Origin of the sequence: Thermus sp. (assembly GCF_039793865.1) — a bacterium.
Lineage (GTDB): Bacteria > Deinococcota > Deinococci > Deinococcales > Thermaceae > Thermus.
Genome location: NZ_JBAMMI010000085.1, coordinates 57,070 through 81,731, shown reverse-complemented (window position 1 = coordinate 81,731; position 24,662 = coordinate 57,070). Strand labels below are relative to the sequence as shown.

19 protein-coding genes are annotated in these 24,662 nt (G+C 68.2%); 4 read left to right on the top strand and 15 right to left on the bottom strand.

Features of this window, described 5'->3' with window-relative positions; translation table 11 throughout:
• Positions 1 to 408, top strand: a 408-nt coding sequence (locus ABJK26_RS08100; RefSeq protein ID WP_347241772.1) for a DUF815 domain-containing protein, incomplete at its 5' end; no start/stop codon positions are given.
• A gap of 22 nt (positions 409 to 430) precedes the next feature.
• Here the strand turns inward: ABJK26_RS08100 and ABJK26_RS08095 are convergent.
• Genes ABJK26_RS08095 through ABJK26_RS08065 form a run of 7 tightly spaced genes read right to left on the bottom strand, consistent with a single transcriptional unit; the run spans position 431 to position 11,418 of the window.
• Complete coding sequence (locus ABJK26_RS08095) at positions 431 to 763, bottom strand: M48 family metallopeptidase (RefSeq protein ID WP_347241771.1); 333 nt, start codon at positions 761 to 763, stop codon at positions 431 to 433.
• Positions 760 to 3,663 (bottom strand): HsdR family type I site-specific deoxyribonuclease, encoded by a 2,904-nt coding sequence (locus ABJK26_RS08090; protein ID WP_347241770.1) that lies wholly within the window; start codon positions 3,661 to 3,663, stop codon positions 760 to 762. Before ABJK26_RS08090 ends, ABJK26_RS08095 begins: the two co-directional genes overlap by 4 nt.
• Positions 3,650 to 5,422, bottom strand: coding sequence for a DUF262 domain-containing protein (locus ABJK26_RS08085; RefSeq protein WP_347241769.1), 1,773 nt, complete (start codon positions 5,420 to 5,422; stop codon positions 3,650 to 3,652). The genes ABJK26_RS08090 and ABJK26_RS08085 overlap by 14 nt, the downstream gene beginning before the upstream one ends.
• On the bottom strand, positions 5,415 to 6,785 hold the full coding sequence (locus ABJK26_RS08080) for a restriction endonuclease subunit S (protein WP_347241768.1): 1,371 nt from the start codon (positions 6,783 to 6,785) through the stop codon (positions 5,415 to 5,417). The genes ABJK26_RS08085 and ABJK26_RS08080 overlap by 8 nt, the downstream gene beginning before the upstream one ends.
• Positions 6,778 to 8,190: a helix-turn-helix domain-containing protein gene (locus ABJK26_RS08075; RefSeq protein WP_347241767.1), complete on the bottom strand. Its 1,413-nt coding sequence runs from the start codon at positions 8,188 to 8,190 to the stop codon at positions 6,778 to 6,780. Before ABJK26_RS08075 ends, ABJK26_RS08080 begins: the two co-directional genes overlap by 8 nt.
• Positions 8,191 to 8,192: 2 nt before the next feature.
• A complete protein-coding gene (locus ABJK26_RS08070; RefSeq protein ID WP_347241766.1) occupies positions 8,193 to 9,764 on the bottom strand; it encodes an N-6 DNA methylase in 1,572 nt (523 codons plus the stop codon).
• Positions 9,765 to 9,768: 4 nt separating this feature from the next.
• The gene (locus ABJK26_RS08065; protein WP_347241765.1) at positions 9,769 to 11,418 is read right to left on the bottom strand and encodes a CTP synthase; all 1,650 of its coding nucleotides are present in this window, start codon (positions 11,416 to 11,418) and stop codon (positions 9,769 to 9,771) included.
• A gap of 130 nt (positions 11,419 to 11,548) precedes the next feature.
• On the opposite strand from ABJK26_RS08065, the gene rplM reads away from it, so the two are divergent.
• Positions 11,549 to 11,974, top strand: coding sequence for a 50S ribosomal protein L13 (rplM, locus tag ABJK26_RS08060; protein WP_347241764.1), 426 nt, complete (start codon positions 11,549 to 11,551; stop codon positions 11,972 to 11,974).
• Positions 11,974 to 12,360, top strand: a complete 387-nt coding sequence (gene rpsI, locus ABJK26_RS08055; protein WP_347241763.1) for a 30S ribosomal protein S9 — start codon at positions 11,974 to 11,976, stop codon at positions 12,358 to 12,360. Before rplM ends, rpsI begins: the two co-directional genes overlap by 1 nt.
• On the opposite strand, the gene ABJK26_RS08050 is transcribed toward rpsI, so the two are convergent.
• Genes ABJK26_RS08050 through ABJK26_RS08015 form a run of 8 tightly spaced genes read right to left on the bottom strand, consistent with a single transcriptional unit; the run spans position 12,357 to position 22,850 of the window.
• A complete protein-coding gene (locus ABJK26_RS08050; RefSeq protein WP_347241762.1) occupies positions 12,357 to 14,984 on the bottom strand; it encodes an ATP-dependent DNA helicase in 2,628 nt (875 codons plus the stop codon). The two genes, rpsI and ABJK26_RS08050, sit on opposite strands and share 4 nt — an antisense overlap.
• Positions 14,981 to 17,197 (bottom strand): hypothetical protein, encoded by a 2,217-nt coding sequence (locus ABJK26_RS08045; protein WP_347241775.1) that lies wholly within the window; start codon positions 17,195 to 17,197, stop codon positions 14,981 to 14,983. Before ABJK26_RS08045 ends, ABJK26_RS08050 begins: the two co-directional genes overlap by 4 nt.
• Positions 17,198 to 17,229: 32 nt before the next feature.
• On the bottom strand, positions 17,230 to 17,637 hold the full coding sequence (locus tag ABJK26_RS08040; RefSeq protein ID WP_347241761.1) for a hypothetical protein: 408 nt from the start codon (positions 17,635 to 17,637) through the stop codon (positions 17,230 to 17,232).
• A 20-nt stretch (positions 17,638 to 17,657) separates the two neighbouring features.
• Entirely contained in the window at positions 17,658 to 18,194 is a 537-nt protein-coding gene (locus ABJK26_RS08035) for a hypothetical protein (protein ID WP_347241760.1), read from the bottom strand.
• 25 nt (positions 18,195 to 18,219) lie between these two features.
• On the bottom strand, positions 18,220 to 19,524 hold the full coding sequence (locus tag ABJK26_RS08030; RefSeq protein WP_347241759.1) for a HAMP domain-containing sensor histidine kinase: 1,305 nt from the start codon (positions 19,522 to 19,524) through the stop codon (positions 18,220 to 18,222).
• The gene (locus ABJK26_RS08025) at positions 19,493 to 20,143 is read right to left on the bottom strand and encodes a response regulator transcription factor (protein ID WP_347241758.1); all 651 of its coding nucleotides are present in this window, start codon (positions 20,141 to 20,143) and stop codon (positions 19,493 to 19,495) included. Before ABJK26_RS08025 ends, ABJK26_RS08030 begins: the two co-directional genes overlap by 32 nt.
• Positions 20,140 to 22,095 carry a serine/threonine-protein kinase gene (locus ABJK26_RS08020; RefSeq protein ID WP_347241757.1) on the bottom strand — a complete coding sequence of 652 codons (1,956 nt, stop codon included), beginning with the start codon at positions 22,093 to 22,095 and terminating at the stop codon, positions 20,140 to 20,142. The genes ABJK26_RS08025 and ABJK26_RS08020 overlap by 4 nt, the downstream gene beginning before the upstream one ends.
• Entirely contained in the window at positions 22,095 to 22,850 is a 756-nt protein-coding gene (locus ABJK26_RS08015) for a protein phosphatase 2C domain-containing protein (RefSeq protein ID WP_347241756.1), read from the bottom strand. The genes ABJK26_RS08020 and ABJK26_RS08015 overlap by 1 nt, the downstream gene beginning before the upstream one ends.
• A 25-nt stretch (positions 22,851 to 22,875) precedes the next feature.
• Between ABJK26_RS08015 and ABJK26_RS08010 the strand changes: the two genes are divergently transcribed.
• Positions 22,876 to 24,597, top strand: a complete 1,722-nt coding sequence (locus ABJK26_RS08010) for a hypothetical protein (RefSeq protein ID WP_347241755.1) — start codon at positions 22,876 to 22,878, stop codon at positions 24,595 to 24,597.
• Positions 24,598 to 24,662 lie beyond the last annotated feature (65 nt).

Sequence of the window (24,662 nt, the reverse complement as noted above, 5' to 3'; positions counted from 1 at the left end):
CTCCCCCACCGCTTCTTCCTCTTCCTGGACGACCTCTCCTTGGACCCCGAGGACGAGGCCTTCCACCACCTGAAGGCCCTTTTGGAGGGGAGCCTCGAGGGGCCGCCGGAGAACGTCCTCCTCCTCGCCACCTCCAACCGCCGCCACCTGGTGCGCCTAGGGGAAAACCCCCTTCCCGGGGAGGCCCCCGAGGCCTGGGACGCCCTTCAGGAGAGCCTGGCCCTCGCCGAGCGCTTCGGCCTGGTGCTCACCTTTCCCCCCTTTGACCAGGCCCTCTACCTGAAGGCCGTGGCCCACCACCTGGGCCGCCCCCTCGAGGCGGAGGAGGAGGCCGAGGCCCTCCGCTTCGCCCTGGCCCGGGGCTTCTCCGGCCGGGTGGCGAGGCAGTTCGCGAGGACGCTGGCCTAACCCTGAAACCCTAGCGGGGGCTTCAAGCAGGGCTTTCCGGGGAGCCTTGAGCCAGGTAGGCCTTGACCAGGGCCCGGAAGAGCCTTCCATGGGTGCCCCGGTTGAGCTTGAGGTGGACCAGTTCATGCACGATCACCTCCCGGCGGAGGTTCGGCGGCAGGGCCACAAGATCCGCGTTTAGGGTAAGCCGCCCACGCGAGGAGACGCTGCCCCACTTGCGCTTCATGGGGCGGATGTGAACCTCCTTCAGGCGGTCGGCCACGCCGATCCGCCGCGCCCAGGCCCACACCTCCGCGAGGAGAAGGTCCCGGGAGATGGCCTCCTGAAGGGTCGGTTCGCTCTCCTTACGCCTCATGAGGCTCTCCGCAACAGGTCCAGGAGGGCGTTGGCCCAGGAGACCACCTGCTCGGGCGGGACGCCGCCTTGGAGCAGGGCCTTGTAGAGCTCCGTCCGAAGCTCACGCTCCTGGTGAGCGCTTACCGCCCAGTGGGGGTACTTGCGGAAGAGGGGGTCTAGCCTCTGGGCGATGGCCCGGGCCCCTTGGCCCTCGAGGCCCTGCTGGACCCTAAGCCACCAGGCGGCGGCGAAGGCCTCGCTTGTCAGGTCGCTTTCCGCGCGCTCGCTTTCGGCTTCCTGGAGCTGGCGCACCAGGACCTCCACCTGCTTTAGGGCTTCCCGGCTTTGGAGCTGCCGCTCTTCAAAGGCCCTACGGATGGCCTCTGCCCGCTCCCCAATGGGGATGAGGTGGGGTTCCTCCCTTCTCTTGGCGGCCACCAGCCGGTGGAGCTCCCTAAGCAGGTTAAACACCTTGACCGTGTCGGGCCTCTCCTCCCGCAAGAGGGCGATCAAGGCCGCGCTGCCGAGCTCGTGGGTTTCCGTGGGCCATTGCACCCCCTGGGTGGCCGTGTGCGCTTGGACGATTTCCGCCGTCTTGCGCAGGAAGGATTTGTCCACGGGCACGTGGGGCTCGTAGGCGCTCCTGAGCAGGCGGTACATCTCCGCCAGGGTGCGGTAGTCCTCCAGGTAGGGGCGCAGGAAGGGGTCGGGGGAGAGGATCTCGTAGACCTCCTCCAGCTCGCGGAAGAAGGCGTAAAAGCGCTCCCGCTCTTCCCGGTTCCTGAAGTGCTCCAGCACCGCCTCCGCGACCTTGTCCTCGGTGGGGCCTTGGCATAGGGGGAGGTAGGCTTCGTGCCCTCGCTCCATGAGGGCGGCGAAGCGCTCCTTGAGCACGTCCAGCCCCTCCACCACCCCCTCCACGTCCTGGGAGTCAAAGGCCAAGGCCCGCTCCAGGTTGTCAAAGAGGCCCACGAAGTCCAGGATGAGGCCGCTGGTCTTCCGCCGGCCCTGGTCGTCCTCGTAAGGGCGGTTCACCCGGGCGATGGCCTGGAGGAGCACGTGGTCCCGCATGGGCTTGTCCAGGTACATGCAGTAGAGGATGGGCGCGTCGTAGCCGGTGAGGAGCTTTTCGGTAACGATGAGGATGTTGGGCGGTTCGTCCGGCTTGCGGAAGGCCTTGCGCACCGCGGCCTCCTCCTCGTCCGTCAGGTGGTAGCGCTTGAGGGCGGGCGGGTCGTTGTGCCCCCGGCTGATGACCACCTGGCTGTACTCGGGGGGCAGGTAGCGGTCCAGAGCCTCCTTGTAGAGGCCGCAGGCCTCCCGGTCCACGGCCACCAGGAAGGCCTTGTAGCCCATGGGCTCCACCACTTGCCGGTAGTGCTCGGCCACGAAGCGGGCGATCTTGTCCACCCGCTCGCGGTTCTTGAGCATGTTCTTCAGGGTGACCGCACGGTCCAAGGCGCGGTTAAGCTCCTCCACCTCGGCCACGCCTTCCAGCTCCGCCGCGGCCCAGAACTCCCGCTCCATGGCCTCCCGGTCCACGATGAGGTCGTTGGGGGCCATCTGGTAGTGGAGGGGCACGGTGGTGCCGTCGGCGATGGACTCCCGGATGGCGTACTTGTCCAGGTAGCCTCCGGGGTCGTCCCCACCGAAAACCTTAAAGGTGCCCTTGCCGTGGGCGCTTTTGTCAATGGGCGTGCCCGTGAAGCCGATGAAGGTGGCGCGAGGCAAGGCGCCCATCAGGTAGTTGCCCAGGTCCCCGCCCGTGGAGCGGTGGGCCTCGTCGATGAGCACGAAGATGTTGGCCCGGGGGTTCAGGTCGGCGTCGGCCTTGTCAAACTTGTGGATCATGGAGACGATGAGGCCGCGGGTGTCCTGGCGCAGAAGCTCCCGCAGACGGCGTTTGCTCTGGGCCAGGTGGACGTGCCCTAGGCCCACCGCCTCGAGGTTCTGGAAAAGCTGCTGTTGGAGCTCGTTCCGGTCCACGATCATCAAGACGGTGGGGTTTTGGAGGCCGGGGTCCTCCAGGAGGCGCTTGGCCACGGTGAGCATGGTGTAGGTCTTGCCGGACCCCTGGGTGTGCCACACGAGCCCCCGGGTTTTGCCGGGGTCCTTGGCCCGGGCCAGGACCTTTTCCACCGCCCGCATCTGGTGGGGGCGGAGCACGGCCTTGGTCAGTTCGCCGTCTTTGCGCACGAAGAGGATGTAGTCGGTGAGGAGGCGGAGCACCCGCCGCGGGGCCACGAAGGTCTTGACCAAGGTCTCGTAATCCACCTGGCCGGCCTGGGCGCGCCAGTCAAAGAGGGCCTTGCGGGAGGCGTTCCAGGTGGGGCCGTAGAGGAAGCGCACGAGGTGCGTGAGGGCGAAGAGCTGGGCCTGAACCATGAGCTCCGGGCCTTCCTCGTGGTAGCGGCGGATCTGGTCCAGGGCCTCGGCGATGCCCTCCGTCCTCGTGGCCGCTTTGGTCTCCACCACGATGACGGGGATGCCGTTCACTAGGAGGACGATGTCGGGGCGGATGCGGTGGGGACCGCTCCGGAAGGGGAACTCGTCGGTGATATGGAAGGCGTTGCGCTCGGGGTGGTCGGGGTCCAAGAGGCGCAGGTTCTTCTCCCGGCGCTCGGCCTCCACGAAGACGGTCTTGAGCCCCTTCAGGTACTCCCAGGCCTCGAGGTTGCCCTCAATGTTGCGCCGAACGCGCAAGAGGCCCTCCACCACCTCCTCGGCCTTGGTGGCCGAGCCCACCACGCCGGGGTTGAGGTGCTGGACTTGCTCCACCAGCACCGCCCGCAACACGGGCACCTCCTCGCCCCCGCGCAGGCGGAGCGCTTCCTCGGGCGAGAGGTAAGTCCAGCCCGCCTCCTCGGCGTAGCGGAGGAAGGGGTTTTGCACGCTTCCGCGCTCGCTACCCAGTCCCATGGCCTCCCCTCAAGCGCTCAAAGCCTTCCCGGATGACGGCGGCCATAAGGCGCCGACGCTCCTCCAAAAAAGTGGGATAATCCATGGCGTACCAGCCTTCCGGCAGGGCGTGGTACCGGTACATCTCCCGCAGCTGCTCGGGCGGAAAGCGGCGTTCGTACTCGGGCGCGTATTCAGCGGGTGGGCGGTCGCCGATACCTATGTTGTCGTGCCATTCCACCAGGGCGTAGTTGGCCACCTGGTTGATGTCCCGCCGGTCGCTGACGCCTTGCCGCTTCAGGTACTTGCGCGGAAAGAGGTGGTGCCGCTCCAGGGCCGACTTGTAGGCCCGCGCGGTGGGGTCCAGCAGATCGCGCACCTTCATGGAGGAGTAGAGCACCGGGGCGTCTAGAAGGCAGAGAGAGGCGAAGAAGGCCGCCTGCCCGGGGCTTTGGGCCGAGGCCGTGGCGAGCTCGTTGGGCAAGGTGACCTCCCAGTAGTCCCGCGTGAGCACCGCGGCCATCTCCTGCTCCAGAACCCTCACGAGCTCCTCGGGCCGTGAAAGGCCGCGCAGCAGGGCCAGGTCCTGGTCCATGCGGGTTTCGGGGGAACCGGTGTACCGCCCAGTGAGGGAGCTCATGAAGAACCAGCGGGCCATCAGGTTGCGCAGGGTGTGCTGGTCCAGGCCGAAGTCCCGTTTGCCGATAAGCCAGAGGGCGTAGGTGTACACCAGCGCGGTCTGGGAGGTGATCAGGCTGGGGTGAACGTATCCGGCTTGGCGGATGACCTTCAAAAAATCGTGCCAGTGCTGGAGGTTGAGCACCTCGGCCTGAGCCTCCCTTAGCAGGGCGAACTGGGCGTCGCGCTGTTCGGCGGAGAAAGCTCCGGTCTGCAGGTCCTTGCCCCGCAAGATGGAGTACACGTGTTCCAACCGCGCCCGCCGGAAGGCCAGGGCCACGTCTACCCGCAGGAGCTGTTCGGGTTGAGGCTGGAAGTAGGGGTTGTAGGGCGAACGGCGGTTATCGGCCGGCGGGTGCTTCGCCTCGCGGTAAAAGGTTTCCAGCTCTTTGCGCCCCTCGTCCCAGAAGACGGACATCAGGGTGAGGATAAAGTCGGCCTGGTTCAGGGTGCGGCCGCGGCTGTTGATGCGGACGAAGATTTCGGAAACCTGCTCCTCGGTGGCCTGGGCGGAGATTTCCAGCGCCGTCAAGGGGTAGTGGATAAGGTTGACCAAGCGCTGAATGGCTTGGGGAACACGTTTGCGGGCTTCCGCGCTCAGGTCCTGCTGGCGTGTCAGGCGGTCCAGGTACTCGGAGACAAAAGCGTACTGGTCAAAGTCGGTTTGCCAGAGCAGGCCGATGTCCGCAATCCACTCCGGAGAGCGCTCAACGGCCGTGTTGGTGACCTCAAACTTCTCTTCCAGGGGGTTGAACGCGATGCGCAGTCGGCGTTGCTGGAAGTTCTTGTCCAGGATGGGCACGCCCTTCATGACGGCGTACAGCGCGGTGAGCCGCTGCTGGCCGTCCACGATAAGGAGCCGGGGAATCTTCTGCTTGGTGTTCACGCCGATGGTGCGGTGCTCGCCCGGATAGCCGTTTTCCCAGAACAGCAGCGTACCGATGGGATAGCCCCGGTACATGGAGTCAAACAAGTCGCGCACGCGGGTTGTATCCCAGACAAAGGGCCGCTGAATGTCGGGCAGCCCAATTTCGCCCAGGGCGATGTCCTCCAGGAGTTTGCCGGCGGTGTAGTCCACCTTCTTGAAGAGCAAATCACTCATGACAGGTCTCCTCCGCGAAACGAGCGATAAACTCCCCCGGCAACCGCCGCCGGGCGGTCATCAGGTCGTGGAGGAGCGTCTTGAAGAGCGCCTCCAGCGCCTGCTTGCGCCGCTCCTCGGCCTCTATCTTGCGGTCCACCGCCTGCAGGATGCGGGCGATTTCTTGCTGTTCGGAGAGGGGAGGAAGGGGGATGGGAATGGTGTCCAAGCGGGCCAAGCTAATGCTAGCTTGATTGACATGTCGCCGCGCTAACGCTTGAATGTGCTTTCGTTGCCATAAATGGAGCAGCCAATAAGCAAGCCATATGTTATTCAGTTTTTTGGGATTTTGAACTCTGATGATGGTCATATGATTGGAGAGAGTATACTTCCCATCAAGGTTAAAGTAAGCTACTTTGCCAACAAGTTCCTCGCTATTTGTGTTGTTGAACAGAATGTCACCCTTGGATAGCCAGTAGCGGTCGTCTGAAGAGGGAGCGACGTATTTGATTTGGGATAGAGAGATACGGCCATCATCCGTAACATTGAAGGGTCGAAGATGTGGTATCCCATATCCCTGTTCGTTGAACTTCCCTTGAGGAAAACCGTTCTTAAGCCAAAGCACCTTCTGTTTCTTCAAATCACCCAACCGCACCACCCGCCAGTGGGCGGGGAGGGGGCCGATTTCGGTTTCCTGCATGGGCACCTGGTCGGCCTGGGCCAGGGGCACGGGGCCGTAGGTAAAGAGGTGGCGCATCAGGCTCTTCCTTAGTTCACGCAGGGCGGCGATTACGCCCTCCGTTGCCTCCTTCGCCTGTTGCACCGCGCGCAGCACATACGCAATCGCCCGCTGCTCGGGGAGAGGTGGGAAGGGGATGGCTGTCCGCTTGATCTCCGCCAACGAGAGCGTTGGGTATCCTTCTGCTTTTTTGGCTGCCAATGGAATAGATTTCAAAGCAAAGAACAGAAAGGTGCCATCTACCTGCTCTTCCTTCGGAATAACCGCACACAGGTGACTGACTAGGTAGCTTGGACGGGTAAGAATAGCCCGCTTCTCCAGCCGGATTGATGCTCCACTTTTCGGGAAAACGATTGTGCCCGGCGGAAATAGTCGAAGCCGATATTTCCGAACAGCCTCATCGGTTATTAGGTCATAGCGCCGAACTTCATAGCCATCTTCGTCCAGGTGCTGGACTCGCACGAAGGGATGAATACCGCCGAAGTATTGGCTCCCCTGGGGAGCTGAGCCCCCCGCAGAAATGTCTCCCACCTCCCCCAGCCTCACCACGTCCCACCCCTCCGGCAGGGGGCCGAGTTCGGTCATCTTGAAGCCGTCGGGCAGGCTATCCGGTTCTTGTGTGTTCGTTTTGGAAAGTTCAGTCATGGTGGCTCTCCCCCTGTTTTTTTGGCCCCTTTGTGACCCCATTGTGACCCCTTTGGCCCCTTTGTGACCCCTTAAGGACATAGTATGTCCCCTTGCCGGTCTCTCCTCTCCGCTCGAAAATCCCTCTCTGCACCAGTTCATCAAGATCCCGACTCGCGGTTCGCTTGGATACCTTGCCAAGATCCTGGTACTCTTGGTTCGTTATGCTGCTGTGTTCCTTCACATACCGCACCGCTCGGATCTGCCGTTCGTTCAGCCCCAGCGCCCGCAGGCGCTCCGGCGTGTAGGGGTCCTTGGCGAAAGTGACCAGGAAACCTCCCTGCCGGTTTTGGAATTCGGGCTCCGGCAGACCCTGCTGACGGCAGAGTTCGATGATCCTTGTGGTTCCGGTGCCCCAGCGCTCGATCAGTCCAGCGTAGTGAAAAGTCTGGGCAATAAGGGGATTGCGCAAGACCGAGCTGTGTGGACCTCGAAGGTCTCCGGGCTTGAGGGGAGGCGGAAGCTCCCCGGCGTTCCAGATCTCTAAACGGTCTTCGTGAATCTTGATCTGAATGTCCGCAGGTATGGTGTAGTCCCTGTGGATGAGCGCATTGATGAGCGCCTCGCGCAGGGCCTCCAGCGGGTACTCCCAGACTTCTTTGCGCTGCAGTCCCTCCAGAGAAGGCTCCTCTACCCGGATGTCAAAGCGCACCTTGAGCACCTGGCGAAAGCGCTCCATGGCCCCGTCAAGCTGCTCCCAGAGGGTACCCTGAAAGTCGTGGCTGTCGAGGATCTGGGTGCCACGGAAAATCCCGATGCGCACCTGGGCCTGAGGGAAGAGCCGCTGCGGGCGCTTTCCGAAAAGCAACACCCCGGCGTTCGTGAGCCTGCCTTTGCTTAGCAGCCCGAGGTTCTGCAGCGTCTGCTCCGGATGTTCCGGATCCATGTGGGGAAGTCTGGAGCGTGCCAGGCGAGCAAAATGTCGGTGGGCTTCTGGGTCAACTTCCTCCAGCGTCCATTCGCTGGGCAGACCATCCCAGGTGCGGCCTGAACGCTCCAGAAGATGTCGGGCCAACTCGTCCGGTGCAAAGTCCCGGTTGGTCGTGCCCACCCGGCGGAGATACCGACCGCCGTAAGAGACCAGACCGTTTGCCGGCTCTACCCGGATTTCCAGCACCGGACGTCCTTCCATCTCCAGCACCCGGATAGAAGGCGTGATGCCCAGGTGGGCGGCGATCAAGTTCGCAATCCGCTGGATCTCCCGGTCCTCCACCCTCGCGCCCACAATCTCGCCATCTTCACGAATGCCCACGAGAAGCGTCCCTCCCCGCGTGTTGGCAAAGGCGGCCAGGTCCTCCAGGGCCCGGTCGGTCCACTGGCGCTTGAATTCCAGCGTTTCGCTCTCCTGATGCTCAGTTCTGGGCATGGTTACCCTTCCAGCCCCAGGGTCCTGAGGACCTCATGCAGCTCCCGGTCTGCTTCGGCTCGCTCCTCCTCGGCCTCCCTGAGCAATACCACGGCTTCCTCCAGGGGCAGGACCCCCTCGGCGTCGTTCGAGGCCACGTAGCGGCTCGGAGAGAGGTTGTAGTCGTTTTGGGCCGCCACTTCTTTGGTGATGATGGCGGAAAGCCCTTCCTCCGCCCGCCATTCGTGGTAAAGCTGGGCGATGGCCTCAATATGCTCTTCGGCCAGGTAGTTCTTGGGCCGCCCCTTGGCGAAGAGCTTGCTGGCGTTGACGAGGAGGATCTCCCCAGGGTGGCGCTTCCTGCGGTTCAACACCAGGATGATGCCCGGGGCGGTGGTGTTGTAGAAGAGGTTTTCCGGCAAGAGGACCACGGCCTCAATGAGGTCCCGCTCCACGAAAGCCTTGCGGATGTCCCGCTCACGGTTGGCGCCTTGGGTACCGCTTCCCCGGCTCACGGCCCCCGTGTCCAGCACCACGGCCATGCGCCCTTGTTCATTGAGCGAGGCCAGCATGTGCTGCATCCAGCCCCAGTCGGCGGTAGAGGCGGGGGGAATGCCGAGGGCGAAGCGCTCGTAGGGGTCGTTCTCGTAAAGCTCCGTGGGGAAGCTTTGGTTCCACATGGGGTTGGCCACCACCAGGTCGAAGGCCTGGAGCCGCCCGGCGGCGTCCTTGAAGGCGGGTTGGCGCATGGTGTCGCCGATGCGGATATCGGCCTCGAGGTCGTGGATCACCGCGTTCATGCGGGCCATGGCGAAGGTGGTGGGGTTGATCTCCTGGCCGAAGAGGCGAAGGGGGGCGGCCTCGGGCGGCAGGCGGCGGTGGCCGTTTTCCTCCACGCCGTGGGTTTCCAAAAGGCGCAGGTGGCACTTGATGAGAAGGCCGCCCGAGCCGCAGGCCGGGTCGTAGACCGTCATGCCGGGCTCGGGTTCCAGCAGGCGGGCCATGAGCACGGCCACCTCCCGGGGCGTGTAGAACTCGCCCGCGCTCTGCCCCTGCCCCTCGGCGAACTTGCGCAGCAGGTACTCGTAGGCGCGGCCCAGGATGTCCGGCTCCACGTCCTTAAGGCCCAGGCGGTGGCGGGAGAGGACGTTCACCAGGTGGGCCAGGTACTCGTCGGGCACGATGCGCTGCCCCGCGGCGGTGGCGTTGAAGTCCACGAGGTCAATCACGCCCGCAAGCCGGGGGTTTTCCCGGGCCACGGCCCGCACCGCGTCGGTGAGGTACTGGCCCAGCCCCGCCTGGCCGTGGGCGCGGATCCGCTCCCAGCGGGCGGGGTCCGGGATGTAAAAGCGCACCGAGCCCCGCCCCTGGGCGATGGTGCGCTGCTCCCGCTCCCCTTCCACGATGGCGCGGGCCACCTCGAGGCTCCCATACGCCTGGGCAAGCCGCGCCATCTCGTCCTCAAACACGTCCGAGAGGCGCTTGAGGAAGACTAGGGGCAGGATGTAGTCCTTGAACTTGGGCGCGTCTACGGGGCCGCGGATGGCGCAGGCCGCATCCCAGAGCCAGGCCTCGAGGATGTCTATGCTAAGCACAGACTCATTTTAGGGCAAAGCGGAGCGCCGCCTCCACGAAGCCGGCGAAGGGCGGGGAGGGGTGCATGGGCCGACTCTTGAACTCGGGGTGGCTCTGGAGGGCGAGGAAAAAGGGGTGGTCCTTAAGCTCAACGGCCTCCACCAGCCCCGCCCCCCGGCCCCGCATCCCCGGGGTGGTGGCGGAGACCACGAGGCCCGCCCGCTCCAGCCGGTCCACGTAGAGGGGGTTCACCTCGTAGCGGTGGCGGTGGCGCTCCAGGGCCTCCTCCTTGCCGTAGAGGCGGTGGAGCAGGGTGCCGGGCTTGATGCGCATGGGCCAGTCCCCAAGGCGCATGGTGCCCCCAAGGCCCTCCACCTCCAGCTGCTCGGGCATGAGGTCGATCACCGGGTGGGGGGTGTAGGGGTCAAACTCCGTGGAGTTGGCCCCCTTGAGGCCCGCCACGTTCCGGGCGAACTCAATGACGGCGATCTGCAGGCCCAGGCAGATGCCGAGGTAGGGGATCTTCTGCTCCCTGGCGTACTGGGCCGCCCGCACCTTGCCCTCTATCCCCCGCACGCCAAAACCCCCGGGGACCAGGATCCCCGCCACGTCGCCGAAGGCCTCGTCCAGGTCCGCCTCCTCCAGGGCCTCGGCGTCCACCCACTTCACCTCCACCCGGGCCCGGTTCTTGATGCCGGCGTGCTTTAAGGCCTCGAGGAGGGAAAGGTACGCGTCCGGCATCTTCACGTACTTCCCGGCGATGGCGATCCTGACGGTGCGCTCGGGGTGCTTGAGGACCTGGACCGCCTCCTGCCAGAAGGAGAGGTTGGGGATCACGGGCTCGAGGCCCAAGGCCCGCTCCACCGCCCGGCCCAGGCCCTGCTCCTCCAGGAGGAGGGGCACCTCGTAGAGGTGCTCCACGGTGGGGCTGGAGAAGACGTGGCCGGGGCGGACGTTGGTGAAGAGGGCCACCTTCTTCCGCACCTCCTCGGGGACGGGCTTCACCGAGCGGAGCACGATGGCGTCGGGCTGGATCCCCACGCCCCTTAGGGTGGCCACGGAGTGCTGGGTGGGCTTGGTCTTGAACTCCTCGCTGGTCTCCAGGTAGGGGACCAGGGTGAGGTGCAGGTAGAAGGTGTTCTCCTCCCCCTCGTCAAAGCGGAACTGGCGGATGGCCTCGAGGAAGGGAAGGCTCTCAATGTCCCCCACCGTCCCCCCCACCTCCACCACGGCGATTTCCGCCTTCTGCTCCTCGGCCACCTTGCGGATCCTTTCCTTGATCTCGTCGGTGATGTGGGGGATGACCTGGACGGTCTGGGAGAGATACTCTCCCCGGCGCTCCTTCTGGATCACCGAGAGGTAGACCTGGCCGGTGGTGAGGTTGTTTCCCCGGGAGAGGTCCATGTCCAAGAAGCGCTCGTAGTGGCCGATGTCCAGGTCGGTCTCGGCCCCGTCCGCGGTGACGAAGACCTCCCCGTGCTCGTAGGGGCGCATGGTGCCCGCGTCCACGTTCACGTAGGGGTCAATCTTGATGGCCGTCACCCGGTAGCCCCGGGCCCGGAGGAGCGCCCCCAGGGAAGAGGTGAGGATGCCTTTGCCCAGGCTGGAAACCACCCCCCCGGTGACGAAAATGTACTTTCTGGACCTGGCTAGATGCTCGGAAACCCCGCTCACGGGTCTTCAGCCTACCACATCTACCCCCAGGCCCTAAGGATGTGGTAAAGTAACCTTTGGCGTTCTTGCGGGGTCCCCCGATCCCCCGCCAAGAGCGGTTCTTTGCGCCCAAGCCATAAGGAGGGCCCTGGTGAAGACGTACGTACCTAAGGAAGTGGAACCCCGCTGGGTTTTGATTGACGCCGAGGGCAAGACCTTGGGGCGGCTCGCCACCCAGATCGCCACCCTCCTTCGGGGCAAGCACCGCCCCGACTGGACCCCGAACCTTCCCATGGGGGACTTCGTGGTGGTGGTGAACGCCGACAAGATCCGCGTCACCGGGAAGAAGCTGGAGCAGAAGATCTACACCCGCTACAGCGGCTACCCCGGGGGGCTTAAGCAGATCCCCCTGGAGAAGATGCTGGCCACCCACCCCGAGCGGGTGCTGGAGCACGCGGTGAAGGGCATGCTCCCCAAGGGGCCCCTGGGCCGGAGGCTCTTCAAAAGGCTTAAGGTCTACGCCGGGCCCACCCACCCCCACCAGGCCCAGAAGCCCGAGAAGCTGGAGGTCAAGTGATGGAGCAGTACTACGGCACCGGACGGCGGAAGGAGGCGGTGGCCCGGGTATTCTTAAGGCCCGGGAGCGGCAAGGTCACCGTGAACGGCCAGGACTTCAACGAGTACTTCCAGGGCCTGGTGCGCGCGGTGGCGGCCCTGGAGCCCCTGAGGGCGGTGGACGCCCTGGGCCGCTTTGACGCCTACATCACCGTGAGGGGGGGCGGGAAGAGCGGCCAGGTGGACGCCATCAAGCTGGGGGTGTCCCGGGCCCTTCTCCGGTACAACCCCGACTACCGGGCGAAGCTCAAGCCCCTGGGCTTCCTCACCCGGGACGCCCGCGTGGTGGAGCGCAAGAAGTACGGAAAGCACAAGGCCCGCCGCGCGCCCCAGTACTCCAAGCGCTAGGCCTGGCCTTCCCTACCCCCCAGGGCTTCCCCTGGGGGGTTTTCCAGCTCCGCCAGGGCCGCCCTAAGCTCCTCGGGGGAGAAGGGGTGGACCTCCTGGGAGCGGAGGTAGACCACCCGGGCCTCCGCCTCCACCCCCCAGGCCCGCCGCACCGCCTCCCGGTAGAGGGCGAGCTGCGGGCGGTAGACCTCCGGGTGGACCTCCCGGTCGGTCTTGTAGTCCTCTAGGTACCACTTCCCCCCCACCCGGTACAGGCGGTCCAGAACCCCGTACCAGACCGTTTTCCCAAGGGGCAGGACCAGGGGAAGCTCGGCGTGGTCCTCCTCCCGGGCCTCCAGAGGGGGAAGGGGGCCCCCCAGCATGGCCCGGTAGCGGCGGAGGAGGAGGCGGACCTCCCGCAAAAGGGCCTCCCGTTCCTCCGGGGAAAAGGGAAAGGCCACCTCCTGGAGGAGAAGGGCGGCCATGGACCCCTGGTCCTCGGGGTCCAGATGGCGGGCGATGGCGTAGTGGACCAGGGTGCCCAGGGCCCGGGCGAACTCCGGAGCCCGTTCCGCCTCCAGGGCCTCGAGGAGGGGAAGGGGCTCCTCCTGGGCCTTGCGGTGGGCGCTGGGGGAGTAGACCCGGGGGAGGGGGCGGGCGGGGAAGGCCAGGGCGGCGTAGGGCGCGGGCTCCGGAGGAGGGGGAAAGGAAGGGGGGGGCCCGGGGAGGGGGGCCGCCCCCACGGGGTGCCGGTAGACCCAGGGGTCCTCGGCCTCCGGCCCCAGGCCGAGGCGCAAGAAGGCCCTGGCCCAGGGTCCTGGGCGGCTCGAGGCGCTTCCCGTCACCAAGAGCACGTCCTTGGCCCGGGAGAGGGCCACGTAGAGGAGGCGGAGGCCCTCCTCCTCCTCGGCCTGGGCCCAGGCCTTGCGCACCCGGGCGAAGGCCTCCGTCCCCCGCAAGGCCACCTGCCCCTCGGGCCCCACCGCCACGGGGTCCCGGAAGGGGGGGTCCTCCCGGGCCAGGTCAAAGACCGCCACCACGGGCCACTCCAACCCCTTGGCGGCGTGCACCGTGAGGAGGCTCACCCCCTCCGCGCCCTCGGGGAGCTCGCTGGCCTCGGGGTCCTGGGCGCGAACCTTGAGCCACTCCAGGAGGGCCTCGAGGTCGGGGAAGCGCTCGGAGGCCGCCAGGAGGAGCAGGGCGTCCAGGTTGGCCCGGGCCCTGGGGGAAAGCCTCCTCAGGAAGCCCTCCTCCCGGGCCAGGGCCTTCAGGGCCTCCAGGGGCTTGGCCCCGGCCAGCCCTTTCAGCCAGAGCAGCCGCTCCCGCACGGCCTCGGGCAGGAGGGTAAGGGGGTCCTCCGCCCGCAGGGCCTCTTCCACCTGGGCCAGGTCCAGCCCCACCCAGGGCCCCCGCAGAAAGGCCAGCAGGGAAAGGCGCTCCTCCGGTCCCCAAGGCCCCTCCAGGAGGGCGAGGCGCAGGGCGTGGTAGAGGTCCCGCACCTCGGGGCGGTTGAAGAAGCTCCGGCCCCGCCTGAGCCCATAGGGCACCCCGCGGGCGCGAAGGGCTGCCTCGAGGTGGGAAAGGCTGGTGCGGCTCCGGACCAGGACGGCCATGTCCTTAAAAGGGTAGCCCTCCCCGTGAAAGGCCAAGAGGCGCTCCGCCAGGAGGGCGGCCTCCCGCCTGCGCTTCCCCTCCAGGTCCCCCTCCCCCACCACCCAGTGGACCTCCACCCGCCCCTCCTCCTCCCGCTCGGGGGCCACCAAGACCCGCTCCTTTTCGGGGAAAAGGGCCACGAAGCGGTTGAGGAAGCGGGCCACCTCCCGGGCGTGGCGGAAGGTGCGGTCCAGGGAACGGACCTCCTCTGCCCGGGCCAGGGCCTGGCGGAAGACCTCCACCCGGGCGTTGCGGAAGAGGTAGATGGACTGCTTGGGGTCCCCCACGGCCACCACCTCCGCCCCCGCCTCCTCCAGGGCCTGGAAGAAGCGGCCCTGCAGGGGGTTCAGGTCCTGGTACTCGTCTATCAGCACGTGGGGAAAGCGCTCCACCACCCGCCTTAGGGCCCCGGGGTGGTCCAGGAGGCGGAGGGCCCAGGCCTCCAGGTCCCCGGGCCCCAGGGCTTCCCCGGTGCGGCGGCGGTACCTTTCCAAGACCTCCTGGAAAAGCCCCACCGCCTCCTCCGCCCCCGGGAGGGGGGTGAACCCCTCGGCCAGGGTGCGCTTCCGGTAAAGGAGGTGGAGGACCTCGGGGAGGGGGCCCGGGTCCAGGCCCCGGAGGTAGAGGAGGCTCCTCACCTCCTCCAGGAAAAGGGCCTCGGCCAAGAGCTCGTCCACCACCGCGAAGTCCGGGTCCAAGGAGAGGAGGGGGGCCACGTGGCGCAGGGCCTCCGCCAGGAAGCCGTGGATGGTGGTGAACACCGCCCCGTGCACCTCCCGCCTGGCCTCCTCGGCCCAAGGAGCCCCGGGCGCCCTCGCCAGAAGGTCCTCCACCCCCGCCCGGGCCCGGGCCCTCAGCTCCTCCGCGGCCTTGCGGGTGAAGGTGACGGCGGCGATGCGCCTTAGGGGAACGCCCCTTTCCACTAGGGCCAAGAGCTCCTTCACCAGGGTGTGGGTCTTGCCCGTGCCCGCCGAGGCCACGTAAAGCCTCACAGCTCCTCCTTCCGGCAGACGTCTTTGTAGGGGCAGGGGTGGCAATGGCTCCCGGGCTTTGGGGCGAAGGGGCTCCCCTGCCAGAGGGCCAGGGCCTCCTCCAGCCTGGGCTTGATGGCCTCCAGGGGCCCGATCCTATCCCCCTTGCGGAAAGGGCGCCTGGAGTAGGGGACGGGCTCGCCCAGCCAGGGCCAGGCCCAGAGGTGCACCGCCTCCACCCTGGGCTTGAACCTGCCGTCTAGGAGCTCCTCCAGGGCCTTCCACTCGGTCCAGCGCTTCCGCGCATCCCATTCGGGCTCGGCCCCCGCCGGGAGAAGGCGGTAGAGGTGCAAAGCCTCCCCCTCCCGCCGCACCCCGTCCAGGCGCAGGCGGTAGCCTTCCCTCTCCCAAAGCACGAAGAACCGCATGCCCTCCAAGTGGGCCCGGTGCCGCTCAAGCCAGGGCCCCACCTCCGGGTGGTTCCAAAGCCCTTCCCCTCCACGGGCGAGAAAGGACCAGCCCGAAAAGCCGTCCTCTTCCTCCCGCAGGGGAAAACGCTCCATGTACGCCCGGAAAGGGCACTCCAGGAGGCGCCTTAGGGTCTCCAGAAAAGGGGGCTCTTTCCCGCCCGAGGGCCAGGGGGACCGGAAAGGGGTGGGAGGCAGGGCCTCGAGGCGGCTCGCCGGGGGCAGGGGGTCGGGCCTTCGCCCCTGTTCCACGGGCGGGTAGGAACCGGAGGGCCCGGCCTCGGGGTAGAGGAGGAAGACCTCCTCCCCCCGGGTGGCCACCGCCTCGAGGAAGAGGGGGTCAAGGCCCCGGAGGCGCCTTGGAAGCCGGGAGAGGAGCCCCCGCCCCCTGAGCTCCTCCAGGAGAAAGTAGTCCTCCCCCTCCCCCAGGGTGTACCGCCCCGCCACCCAGTCCAGCACGTAGGCCCGCCGGGCCCGCACCCCCGTGGCCCGCAAGGGGGGAAGGACGGGGACGCCCCGCCCCACCCCGGGGGGCAGGGTCTCGTCCAAGAGGAGGCTCCGCCACCAGGCGAGGGGGTTTTCCCGGTCCACCCGGAGGGCCAGGCGGAGGCGGGAGAGGAAGGGTTCCTTGGCGGAAACCCCCACCCTTTCCAAGGCCTCCTCCGCCCAGGCCAAGGGGTCCGGCCCCGGGGCGCGCAGGGCCCGGAAGGCCTCCCACTCCGCCAGGAGGCCTTCCCGCTCGGCCAGGGCCTTAAGGGCCTCCTCCCCCGCCAGGCCCAGGCGCAAGGCCCGCCGGCCCAGGGCGGAAAACCCCAGGGCCAAGAGGTCCCGCCCCGAGGGGAAGGGGCTCAGGAGGGCCAGGACCTTTTCCCCGTCCTCGGTCTCCGCCAGGGCCCGCTCCCGGCCGTCCTCCAGGGGGAGGCCGTACTCCTCCTTGAGGAGAAGAAGCCCCCCGATGCGCTCCTCCGGGGCCACCACCAGCACCTCCTCCGGGGCCAGGCCCTCCCCCCCAAGCTCCCGTGGGGCCAGGGCCCGCTTCAGGGCCCGGAGGAGGTGGCGGGCCTCCTCCACGGGGTTGGCCAGGCGCCACACCTCCTTGCGCACCGGCCTAGGGGGAAGGGTTTCCCAGGGCTTTAGGCCCTGGGGCAGGACCTCGAGGGCAAGGAGCACGGGCACCTCCTGGGCCAGGCGCCGGAGGAAGGCCAAGTCCAAGGGCCCCACCTCCCGGAAACCGTCCACCACCACCAGGTGCGGCCTCGGGAAGAGGCGAAGGGGAACCTTGAGCGCCAGGCGGCGGAAGTCATCGTAATCCAGGCTTCCCCGCTTCAGGCGCTCGTAGGCCAGGTAGACCCGCCTCAGCCTCCCCGCCTCCCCCTCCTTGGGCAGGGCGAAGGGGGAAAGCCCAAAGCGCTTGAGCTCGGCGATGGCCCGGGCGAAAAGCCGGGCCTCCCCGGGGGCTACCCCAGGGCCATGGAGCTCCCGCAGGGCCTCGGCCACCAGGGCCACCCGCCCCGCCCCCGGAAGGAGGGGGCGAAGCCAACCCGCCTCGGCCAGCGCCCGGTAGTAGAGGGCCTGGAAGGAGAGGTACTCCAGGCCCAAAAAGGGCCCCTCCCTGCCGAAAAGCTCCTGAACGTAAACGCGCTGGTGGGGCAGGCCCACCCACCACACCCGCCCCCGCGCCCTAAGGGCTTCCAGGGCGTGGGCCAGGACGAGCCGGGTCTTCCCCGAGGCCGGGGGGCCTAAAAGGGGATAAAGCCCGGGCCCCAAAGCGGGCTTCATACGAGGGGCATTCTACCCCCTCAAGGGCCCTGGGGCAGGGGCAGGGGACGGAGGTCCTCCCCCAGACGCACCACCCCCACCACCCGGCCCCGGTGGAGGACGAAGCAGCGGTACTCTCCCGGCAGGACCACCACCCGCCGGGCCAGGGAGAACTCCCTCAGGAAAGGCAAGGGCCTACGGGGAAGGGGCCTGCCCCGGGGAGGGCCCAGGTGGGGGTAGGGTCTCTCCCCCTCCAGGGCCAGGAGGAGGAGGGGCCTCTCCCGCCCCAGGAGGACCAGGGTGGCCCCCCCCTCCCGGTAGAGGGCCAGGACCTCGAGGGCCCGCACCACCTCGGCGCAGCGCAGGAGGACGGCCTCCTCCGAAAAAGGCCCGGGCTCCCCCCCCAGGGCCATCCCAAAGAAGGCGAGGAGGAGCACGGGCCAGCGCATGGGTCAATCCCGGTGCGGCCTCAGAAGCCCCGCTCCGCCGAGATCAGGGCCAAGGCCGCCCGGGCCAGCATCCAGGCCCGGCCGGGCTCCTTCTCCAACCGGTTCTTGGCCTCGGCCACCAGGTCCTTCACCAAGGGGTCCTGGCCCCGGTAGTAGGCGAGCTCCTTCTCCGCCCGGTCCGAGACGGCCTGGGCCCGAGCCCTGAGGTCCACGCCTTTCCCGCCCCAGCCCTTCGGGCCGAAGCCGTGGTGAAAGCCCATGCGGGCCTGGGGCCGGGCCTTAAGCTTCGGCTCCCCTTGGGCGGCCCGGTAAAGCAAAAGGGCCGCCTGGGCCTCCCGGAGGACCTTGAAGTAGGCCTTGGCCTCGTGGCTCTTCTCCGCCCGGGCCTTCACCTCCTTGGCCCAGGCGAGGAGCTTCTCCTCCCCCCCCGCCAGCCCGGCCACCCGCTCCAGCTGGGAGAGGGCAAGGGCCGCCCGGGCCTCCATACGGTAGTCCGCCTGCTGGGCCAGGGAAAGGCCCGCCAAAAGAACCAGCGCGCCCAAAGCCGCTCCCTTCACTTCCCATCACCTCCCGGCGCCCAGGCTAGCCCTCCTCCCCAAAGGGCGCACCGGGGGAAACCTTAAGGGAAGCCAAAGGCAGGAAAAGCCCCACCCCTGCCCCCCCACGGTTTTCCGCCCGCGCCTTGCCCCCGTGGGCCCGGGCCACGGCGGCCACCAGGGCGAGGCCCAGGCCCGTCCCCTTCCCCCCGTGCACGAAGGGCTCCAGGACCCGGGGCAGGAGGGGCTCGGGGAAACCAGGCCCCGAGTCCACGAGCCAGACCCAGACCCCCTCTCCTTCCCGGGAAAGCTCCGCCCGCACGGGAAGCCTGCCGTGGCGGCGGGCGTTCTCCAGGACGTTCTCCACCGCCAGGGCCAAAAGCTCAGGGTCGGCCAGGACCACCCCCTCCCCCTCCGCCTCCACCCCCCTCTCCCGCAGGAAGGCCCGTAGGTCCAAGGGCCTTGGGGAAAGGGGGTGGGCCTCGAGGCGGGCGAGGCGGAGAAGCCCCGCGAGGAGGGCCTCCATGCGCCCGGCCTCCCGCAAGGCCCCCTCCAGGGCCCGGGGCTCGTTTTTGCGGCGGAGCACCTCCAGGTAGCCCTTGAGGGCGGTGAGGGGGGTGCGGAGCTCGTGGGAGGCGTGGCGGGCGAAGCGCCGGGCCGCCTCCTCCTTCTCGGCGAGCTCGGCGAGGAGCCTCCCCACCCGGGCGAAAAGGGCGTTCAGCGCCGCCACCACTGGCCTGAGCTCGGCCAGGCCCGGGTCGGGGAGGGGGCTTAGGTCCTCGGGGGCCCGGGCCCGCAAGGCCTTTTCCAGCTCCCGGAGGGGACGGAGGGCCCAGGAAAGGGCGAGGGCGGCGAGGAGGAAGACCCCAAGCAAAAGCCCCCCGCCCCAGGTGGCGTAGAGGAGGAGAAGCCGCCTCCCCAGGGCGGAAACCCCTTCCAGGGGTACCCCGAGGCCATAGGCGAGCCCCCCTTGGGCCAGGGCCACATAGAGCGTCCCCCGAAAGACCCCCTGGTAGACCCCTTCCGCCGCCAAAGCCGCGGGAAGCCCGGGGGGCAAAGGCCAGTCCCCGAGCTGGGTGAACCGGGCCACGCCCCCCCGGAGGACAAACCCCACCCCGCCCCCGAAGAGCTGGGCCAGGCGGAAAAGCTCAAGGAGGAGCTGCTCCTCGTCCCTCACCCCCTCCGCCTGGAGGAGGTAGAGCCGGGTATAGAGGGCCCGCCTCAGGTCCTCGCTCGCGGCCCGCTCCGCCTCCCGGGCGGAAAGCCAGGCCAGGGGGGCGAGGAGGAGGAGAAGGGCGAGGAGGAGGAGGGCGAAGAGCCTAGCCCTCAGGGAGGAAAAGGCGGTAGCCATACCCGCGCACCGTCTGGAGGGGGCTGGGCTCCCCCAGGGCCTTCCGGAGGGCGGAGAGGTGGACCTCGAGGGTGGCAGGCTCCACGGGCTCCCCCCAGACCCTAAGCATCAGGGCTTCCTTGGGAATCACCTCCTCCGGGCGTTCCAAGAAGACCTTGAGGAGGAGGAAGGCTTTGGGGGAAAGGGCGAGGCGCCTTTCCCCGCGGAAGGCCTCCATGCGCCTAGGGTAGAGGCGGAGGTCCTTGTAGGCGAGGACCTCCTCCCGCCTCCTCGCCCGGCGGGCCAGGGCCTCGAGGCGGGCCAGGAGCTCCTGGAGGCTGTAGGGCTTCACCAGGTAATCGTCCGCCCCCTCCCTCAGCCCCTTTACCCGCCACTCCACCTCCTCCAGGGCGGTGAGGATGAGGACCGGCACCTCCGAGCGGGCGCGGATCTCCTTGAGGAGGGAAAACCCGTCCCCCTCGGGCAGGAGGATGTCCAGGACCACCGCCTCGGCCCAGGGAAGGAGCCCTAAGGCCTCTTTGGGCCGGTCCACGGCCCGCACTTGGTACCCCTCCAGGGAGAGGCCAAGCTCCAAGGCCTCCCGCACCCCGGGGTCGTCCTCCACCAGAAGAACCCTCATGCCGGATTCCGCCAAAGGGCAAGGGCCCGCACCGGGGCGTAGACCTCCAGGGGGGGAAGGGGCTCGCCGGTCCTGAGGTCTAGGCGGTGGATGCGGGTGCTCCCCCGCCGGGCGGCGTAGAGGATGCCCCCAAAGGGAAGAAGCTCCACCAGGCTCATGCGGTCCTCCCCTTCCAGGAGGGGCAGGGCGTAGGAGCCAAGGAGGGCCCCGGAGAGGTCCAGCTCCCGCACCTTGCCCGCCTCGGCATCGTAAAGGTAAAGCCTCTCCCCCGAAGCCCCCACGCCCCCCAGGAGCCTGAGGTCCTCGCTCTCCTTGGAGCGCCGGAAGGCGTAGCGGGAGAGGTAGCGCCCGTCCAAGGAAAGCCGCTGCACCTGGCGGTTGCCGTAGTCCAGGACGAAGAGGAACTCCCCCGAGGCCACCAGGGCCTTGGGGTCTTGAAAGCTTCCCCGGCCCGGGCCGTGTCCCCCGAAGCGGGCCTGGTAGTGGCCCTTCAGGTCCAGGCGGGTGATGGTGGCCGTCTCCCCGTCCAGGACGAAAAGGGCGCCGTCGGCCACGGCCAGGCCCAGGGGAAAGAGGAACTCCCCGGGCTTCATGCCGTAGGGCCCCACGGAGAGGAGGAGCTCCCCTTCGGGGGAGAAGCGGTGGAGCATCTTGGCCCCGTGCTCAAAGACCGAAACCCAGACCCCCCCCTCGGGGTCGGCGGCCACCGCCAGGGGCGGGGCGGGGAAGTGCCCGGGGGCCGAGCCGATGCCCGAGAGGAGGCGGGCCGGGGTGCCCTCGAGGTCCAGAAGGCGCACCGTGCCCTTCTTGGCCTCCACCCCGAGGAGGAGGTAGTGGGGATGGGCAAGGCCCCGCTCCTCGTCCCAGGGGCCCTCCAGGACCCGGATGACCTCTTCCAGGGCGGGCCGCTTGGCCGGGTCCTTCTCCAGCATCTTGAGCACCAGGTCGGAGAGGGCCTGGGGGATCTCGGGCCTAAGCTGCTTGGGGGGCGTGGGCATCTGGAAGATCTGCTGGTGGATCACCGTCTCGTACCCCCCGGTGAAGGGGGGCTGTCCGGTCAGGGCCTCGTAGAGGACGATGCCCAGGGAGTAGATGTCCGAGCGGTGGTCCAGGTTCTGCCCCTTGGCCTGCTCGGAGCTCATGTAGACCGGGGTGCCGATCCGGACCCCGGTGATGGTGAGGCGGGTGAGGACCTTCCCGGCGGCGATGCCGAAATCCATGAGGCGCACCCCCCTCGGGTCCACCCCGTCCTCCCGGAGGGCCCCCTTGAGGACCATGATGTTCCCCGGCTTGATGTCCCGGTGGACGATGCCCTGGGCGTGGATGTGCCGGAGGGCGTCCGCCACCCGGGCGAGGATGGCGGCGGCCTGCCTGAGGTTCAGGCGCCGCTCCTCAATGAGCTTGTCCAACCCCTCCCCCTCCAAAAACTCCATGGCGATGAAGTGGACCCCGTCCACCTGGCCGTGGTCGTAGACCTTGACGATGCTGGGGTGGTCCAGCTTGGCCAGCACCTCCGCCTCCCGGTGGAAGCGGCGGACGAAGCGGGGGTCGCCCACGAAGCGCTCCTGGGGCACCTTTAAGGCCACCAGGCGGCCCGTCTTCTTGTCTTTGGCTTTGTAGACCGTGGCCATCCCCCCCACCCCCACCTTCTCCAGGACCTCGTAGCGCTGGGAGAGGGCCTTTTCCTCCTCCGTGGTCTTGGTGCGGGTGGGGTTCTTTTCCCGGGCGGGCCTCCGCCTGGGGGACCTGCGCCTAGGACCCAGGTACACCCGGGGAGCCGCCAGGGTCCCCAGGGCCAGGAGGAGCCAGGGGAGGGCCGCCTCCGGCCGCACCCCGAGGGCCATCCCCGCCCCGGCAAGGAGGGCGAGGAGGAGGAAGAGGGGCCAAGGGGAAAGCCGCGCGGCCAAGGCCGCGGTGAGGAGAACGAGGAGGAGGGAAAGGAGCAGGTGCATCACTCCACCCTGAGGGCCACGGCGGTGATGTTGTCGTCCCCGCCGCGCCTAAGCGCCTCGGCCACCAGGGCCTCGAGGCTCCCCTGCAGGTCCTTGCCGAGAAGCCACTCCTCTTCAGGCAAGAGGCCGTAAAGCCCGTCGGTCACCAGGAGCACCCCTTCCCCCGGGAGGAGGCGCACCGGGAGGAGGTCAAAGCGGGCCTCGGGAAGCCCCAGGGCCCGGGTGAGGACGTGGCGGTAGGGGTGGCGCTCCGCCTCGGTGGGGGTCAAAACGCCTTCCCGCACCCGCTCCGCCACCCAGGAGTGGTCCTCCGTGAGGCGGGAAAGCCCCTGGGGACCGAAGCGGTAGGCCCGGGAGTCCCCGATGTGGCCCACCACCCCCTCCTTCAGCCAGTCGGCGTAGAGGAGGGCGGTGAGGGTGGTGCCCATCCCCCGCTTTCCGAGCCTTTCCGCCTCCCCCTCCACCCTCCTTTGGGCCAGAGTGAAGGCCTTCTCCATCACCCTGGGGAGCCCCACGGCGGAGCGGCCTCCCTTCAAGTGCTCGGCGTAGGCCCGCGCCGCCTGGGAGAGGGCCTCAATGGCCACCTTGCTCGCCCACTCCCCCGCCTCCATGCCCCCCATGCCGTCGGCCACCGCCAGGAGGAGGAGGTCGCCCGGGGGCACCTCGAGGCGGAGCACCCGGTGGAAGTCCTCGTTGTTCTGGCGGCGCCCCACGTGGGAAACGGCGGCCACCTGGAACCGGGGGGCGAGGCGCATCCCGTCCATTGTATAGGATGGGAGCGTGGAGCGCCTGGCCGACCTGGTGGACCTCTACGAGTACCGGGTGGAGGACCTTCTCCAGGGCCGCACCCCCAAAGGGGGGAAGCGGGCCCTCCTGGAGCTTAGGGCCCTCCTGGCGGACTCCCGCCTCCCCCCGCCCCTCGCCAAGCGTTTCCGCCAGGCCGACGCCCGCCTCCGGGCCCTGCGGGGCGGGACTCCCCAAGCCCCCCCGGCTCCCCCAGACCTCCCCGCCCTCCTCCTCGAGGAGCCCGAAGCCCCCCAGGAGGACGAGATCCAGGAGCGCCTCAAGAGGATCTCCCTGAAGGTGTGGCGCCTCCTCGCCGAGCGGGAGGTGAAAAACCGGGCCAAGGACTTCCTCTCGGGCAGGCGTGAGGAACTGAGGCTCGTCCACGCCTTTCTGCAGAACTACGGGGCCTACCGGGAGCAGGAGGGCTTCCGGCGGGACTTCAACCTGGCCCGCTTCGTCCCCACCCACCCCATCCCCGCCCTCTCGGACCCCCTGGTGGACCTCGAGGACCCCAAGGTGGCCGAGGCCCTCCTCCTGGAGTACCTGGAGACCGCCCTGCGCCTGCCCCAGGACCTCCCCCTGCCCCCCGAGGAAACCCGCACCTACGTGCGCCGCTTCCTCAACCGCCTCCTGGACTGGGACGGGGCCTACGGCCTCTCCCCCAGGCGGGACCTCGCCGCCCTGAGGCGGGCCCTGGAGGAGGCGCGAAGGCTCGGGGCAGGGCCTAAGGAGATCGCCCGCCTGGAGGAACGCCTCAAACAGGAGGCCCTGGAAGAGCGGCGGAGGGAGCTCCTCCTGGAGGAGGAGAGGCGCCGGTTCCGCGTGGCCCTGGAGAAGGTCCTCGCCCTCCTCAACCTCCTCCCCACCCCTCAAGGGGAAACCCCCTGGCCCGAGGTGCCCCCCCCTGGCCGGGTGGGAGAGAACCTGGCCACCCTTCCCTTGCGGCCGGGCCGCGTTCCCCTGGGCCCCCTCACCCTCACCCTGAGCCAGGCCGAGGGCCGCTGGCACCTGGGCCTTGGGGGCGAGGACCACCCCCTGGAGGAGACCTTGGTCCTCCCCTGGGAGGACCTCGAGGTCTGGGCGGTGCGGGAGGAAGACCTCCTCCACCTCAGGCTGGAGGCCCGAAGCGGTCTCCGCCTCTACGAACTGCTCTCCGAGGGGCGGGTGGTGGCCCTCCTCCTCAGCCCTAAGGGGGACTACGCCCACCTCCGCCTCCTCCGGGCCCTCTCCGCCAGGCTCAAGGGGGAGTTCCAGCCCGAGGCCTTCGGGCCCGGCCTGGCGGAAAAGTACCGCCAAGCCCCGGAAGAGGCTCTCCTGGACTTCGCCCGCAAGGGCCTGGAGCTGACCCTAAAGCGCCTGGGGCCCCAAGACCCCCTTCCCTTTCTCCTGGAGGTGGGCCGGGCCCTGGGCCTGGAGGGGGAGGCCCATACCCTGGGCGAGGCCCTCCGGGAATACCTGGGCCGCCGTCCCCCCACCCAGGAGACCCTGGGGGGCGAGGTCCACCTCCTTTCCCTCTCCCCCGAGCCCCAGGCCCTCAAGGTGGGGAGTAGCGTCCTCTCCCTCCGCCTCAGGGAGGACACGGCCTACGTGGGCCAGGCGGGGGAGGTGCCAAAGCGGCTCAAGGACCTCCTCCTCTACCGCCTGCCCGAGGGAACCCTGGTGCTCGCCCGGGAGGGGCGCAGGGTGGCCTACCTGGTCCTCCACCCCGAATCTTGATACAATCCCCACCTTACGCCACAAGGCCTTCGCCCGGCTCATCCTCTCCTACCTGGTCTCCCAGG

Excerpts from the sequence above, each read along its gene's own strand:
- ABJK26_RS08095 (WP_347241771.1), bottom strand. The coding sequence starts at position 763 with ATGAGGCGTAAGGAGAGCGAACCGACCCTTCAGGAGGCCATCTCCCGG.
- ABJK26_RS08090 (WP_347241770.1), bottom strand. The coding sequence starts at position 3,663 with ATGGGACTGGGTAGCGAGCGCGGAAGCGTGCAAAACCCCTTCCTCCGC.
- ABJK26_RS08085 (WP_347241769.1), bottom strand. The coding sequence starts at position 5,422 with ATGAGTGATTTGCTCTTCAAGAAGGTGGACTACACCGCCGGCAAACTC.
- ABJK26_RS08080 (WP_347241768.1), bottom strand. The coding sequence starts at position 6,785 with ATGACTGAACTTTCCAAAACGAACACACAAGAACCGGATAGCCTGCCC.
- ABJK26_RS08075 (WP_347241767.1), bottom strand. The coding sequence starts at position 8,190 with ATGCCCAGAACTGAGCATCAGGAGAGCGAAACGCTGGAATTCAAGCGC.
- rpsI (WP_347241763.1), top strand. The coding sequence starts at position 11,974 with ATGGAGCAGTACTACGGCACCGGACGGCGGAAGGAGGCGGTGGCCCGG.
- ABJK26_RS08040 (WP_347241761.1), bottom strand. The coding sequence starts at position 17,637 with ATGCGCTGGCCCGTGCTCCTCCTCGCCTTCTTTGGGATGGCCCTGGGG.
- ABJK26_RS08030 (WP_347241759.1), bottom strand. The coding sequence starts at position 19,524 with ATGGCTACCGCCTTTTCCTCCCTGAGGGCTAGGCTCTTCGCCCTCCTC.
- ABJK26_RS08025 (WP_347241758.1), bottom strand. The coding sequence starts at position 20,143 with ATGAGGGTTCTTCTGGTGGAGGACGACCCCGGGGTGCGGGAGGCCTTG.
- ABJK26_RS08020 (WP_347241757.1), bottom strand. The coding sequence starts at position 22,095 with ATGCACCTGCTCCTTTCCCTCCTCCTCGTTCTCCTCACCGCGGCCTTG.
- ABJK26_RS08015 (WP_347241756.1), bottom strand. The coding sequence starts at position 22,850 with ATGCGCCTCGCCCCCCGGTTCCAGGTGGCCGCCGTTTCCCACGTGGGG.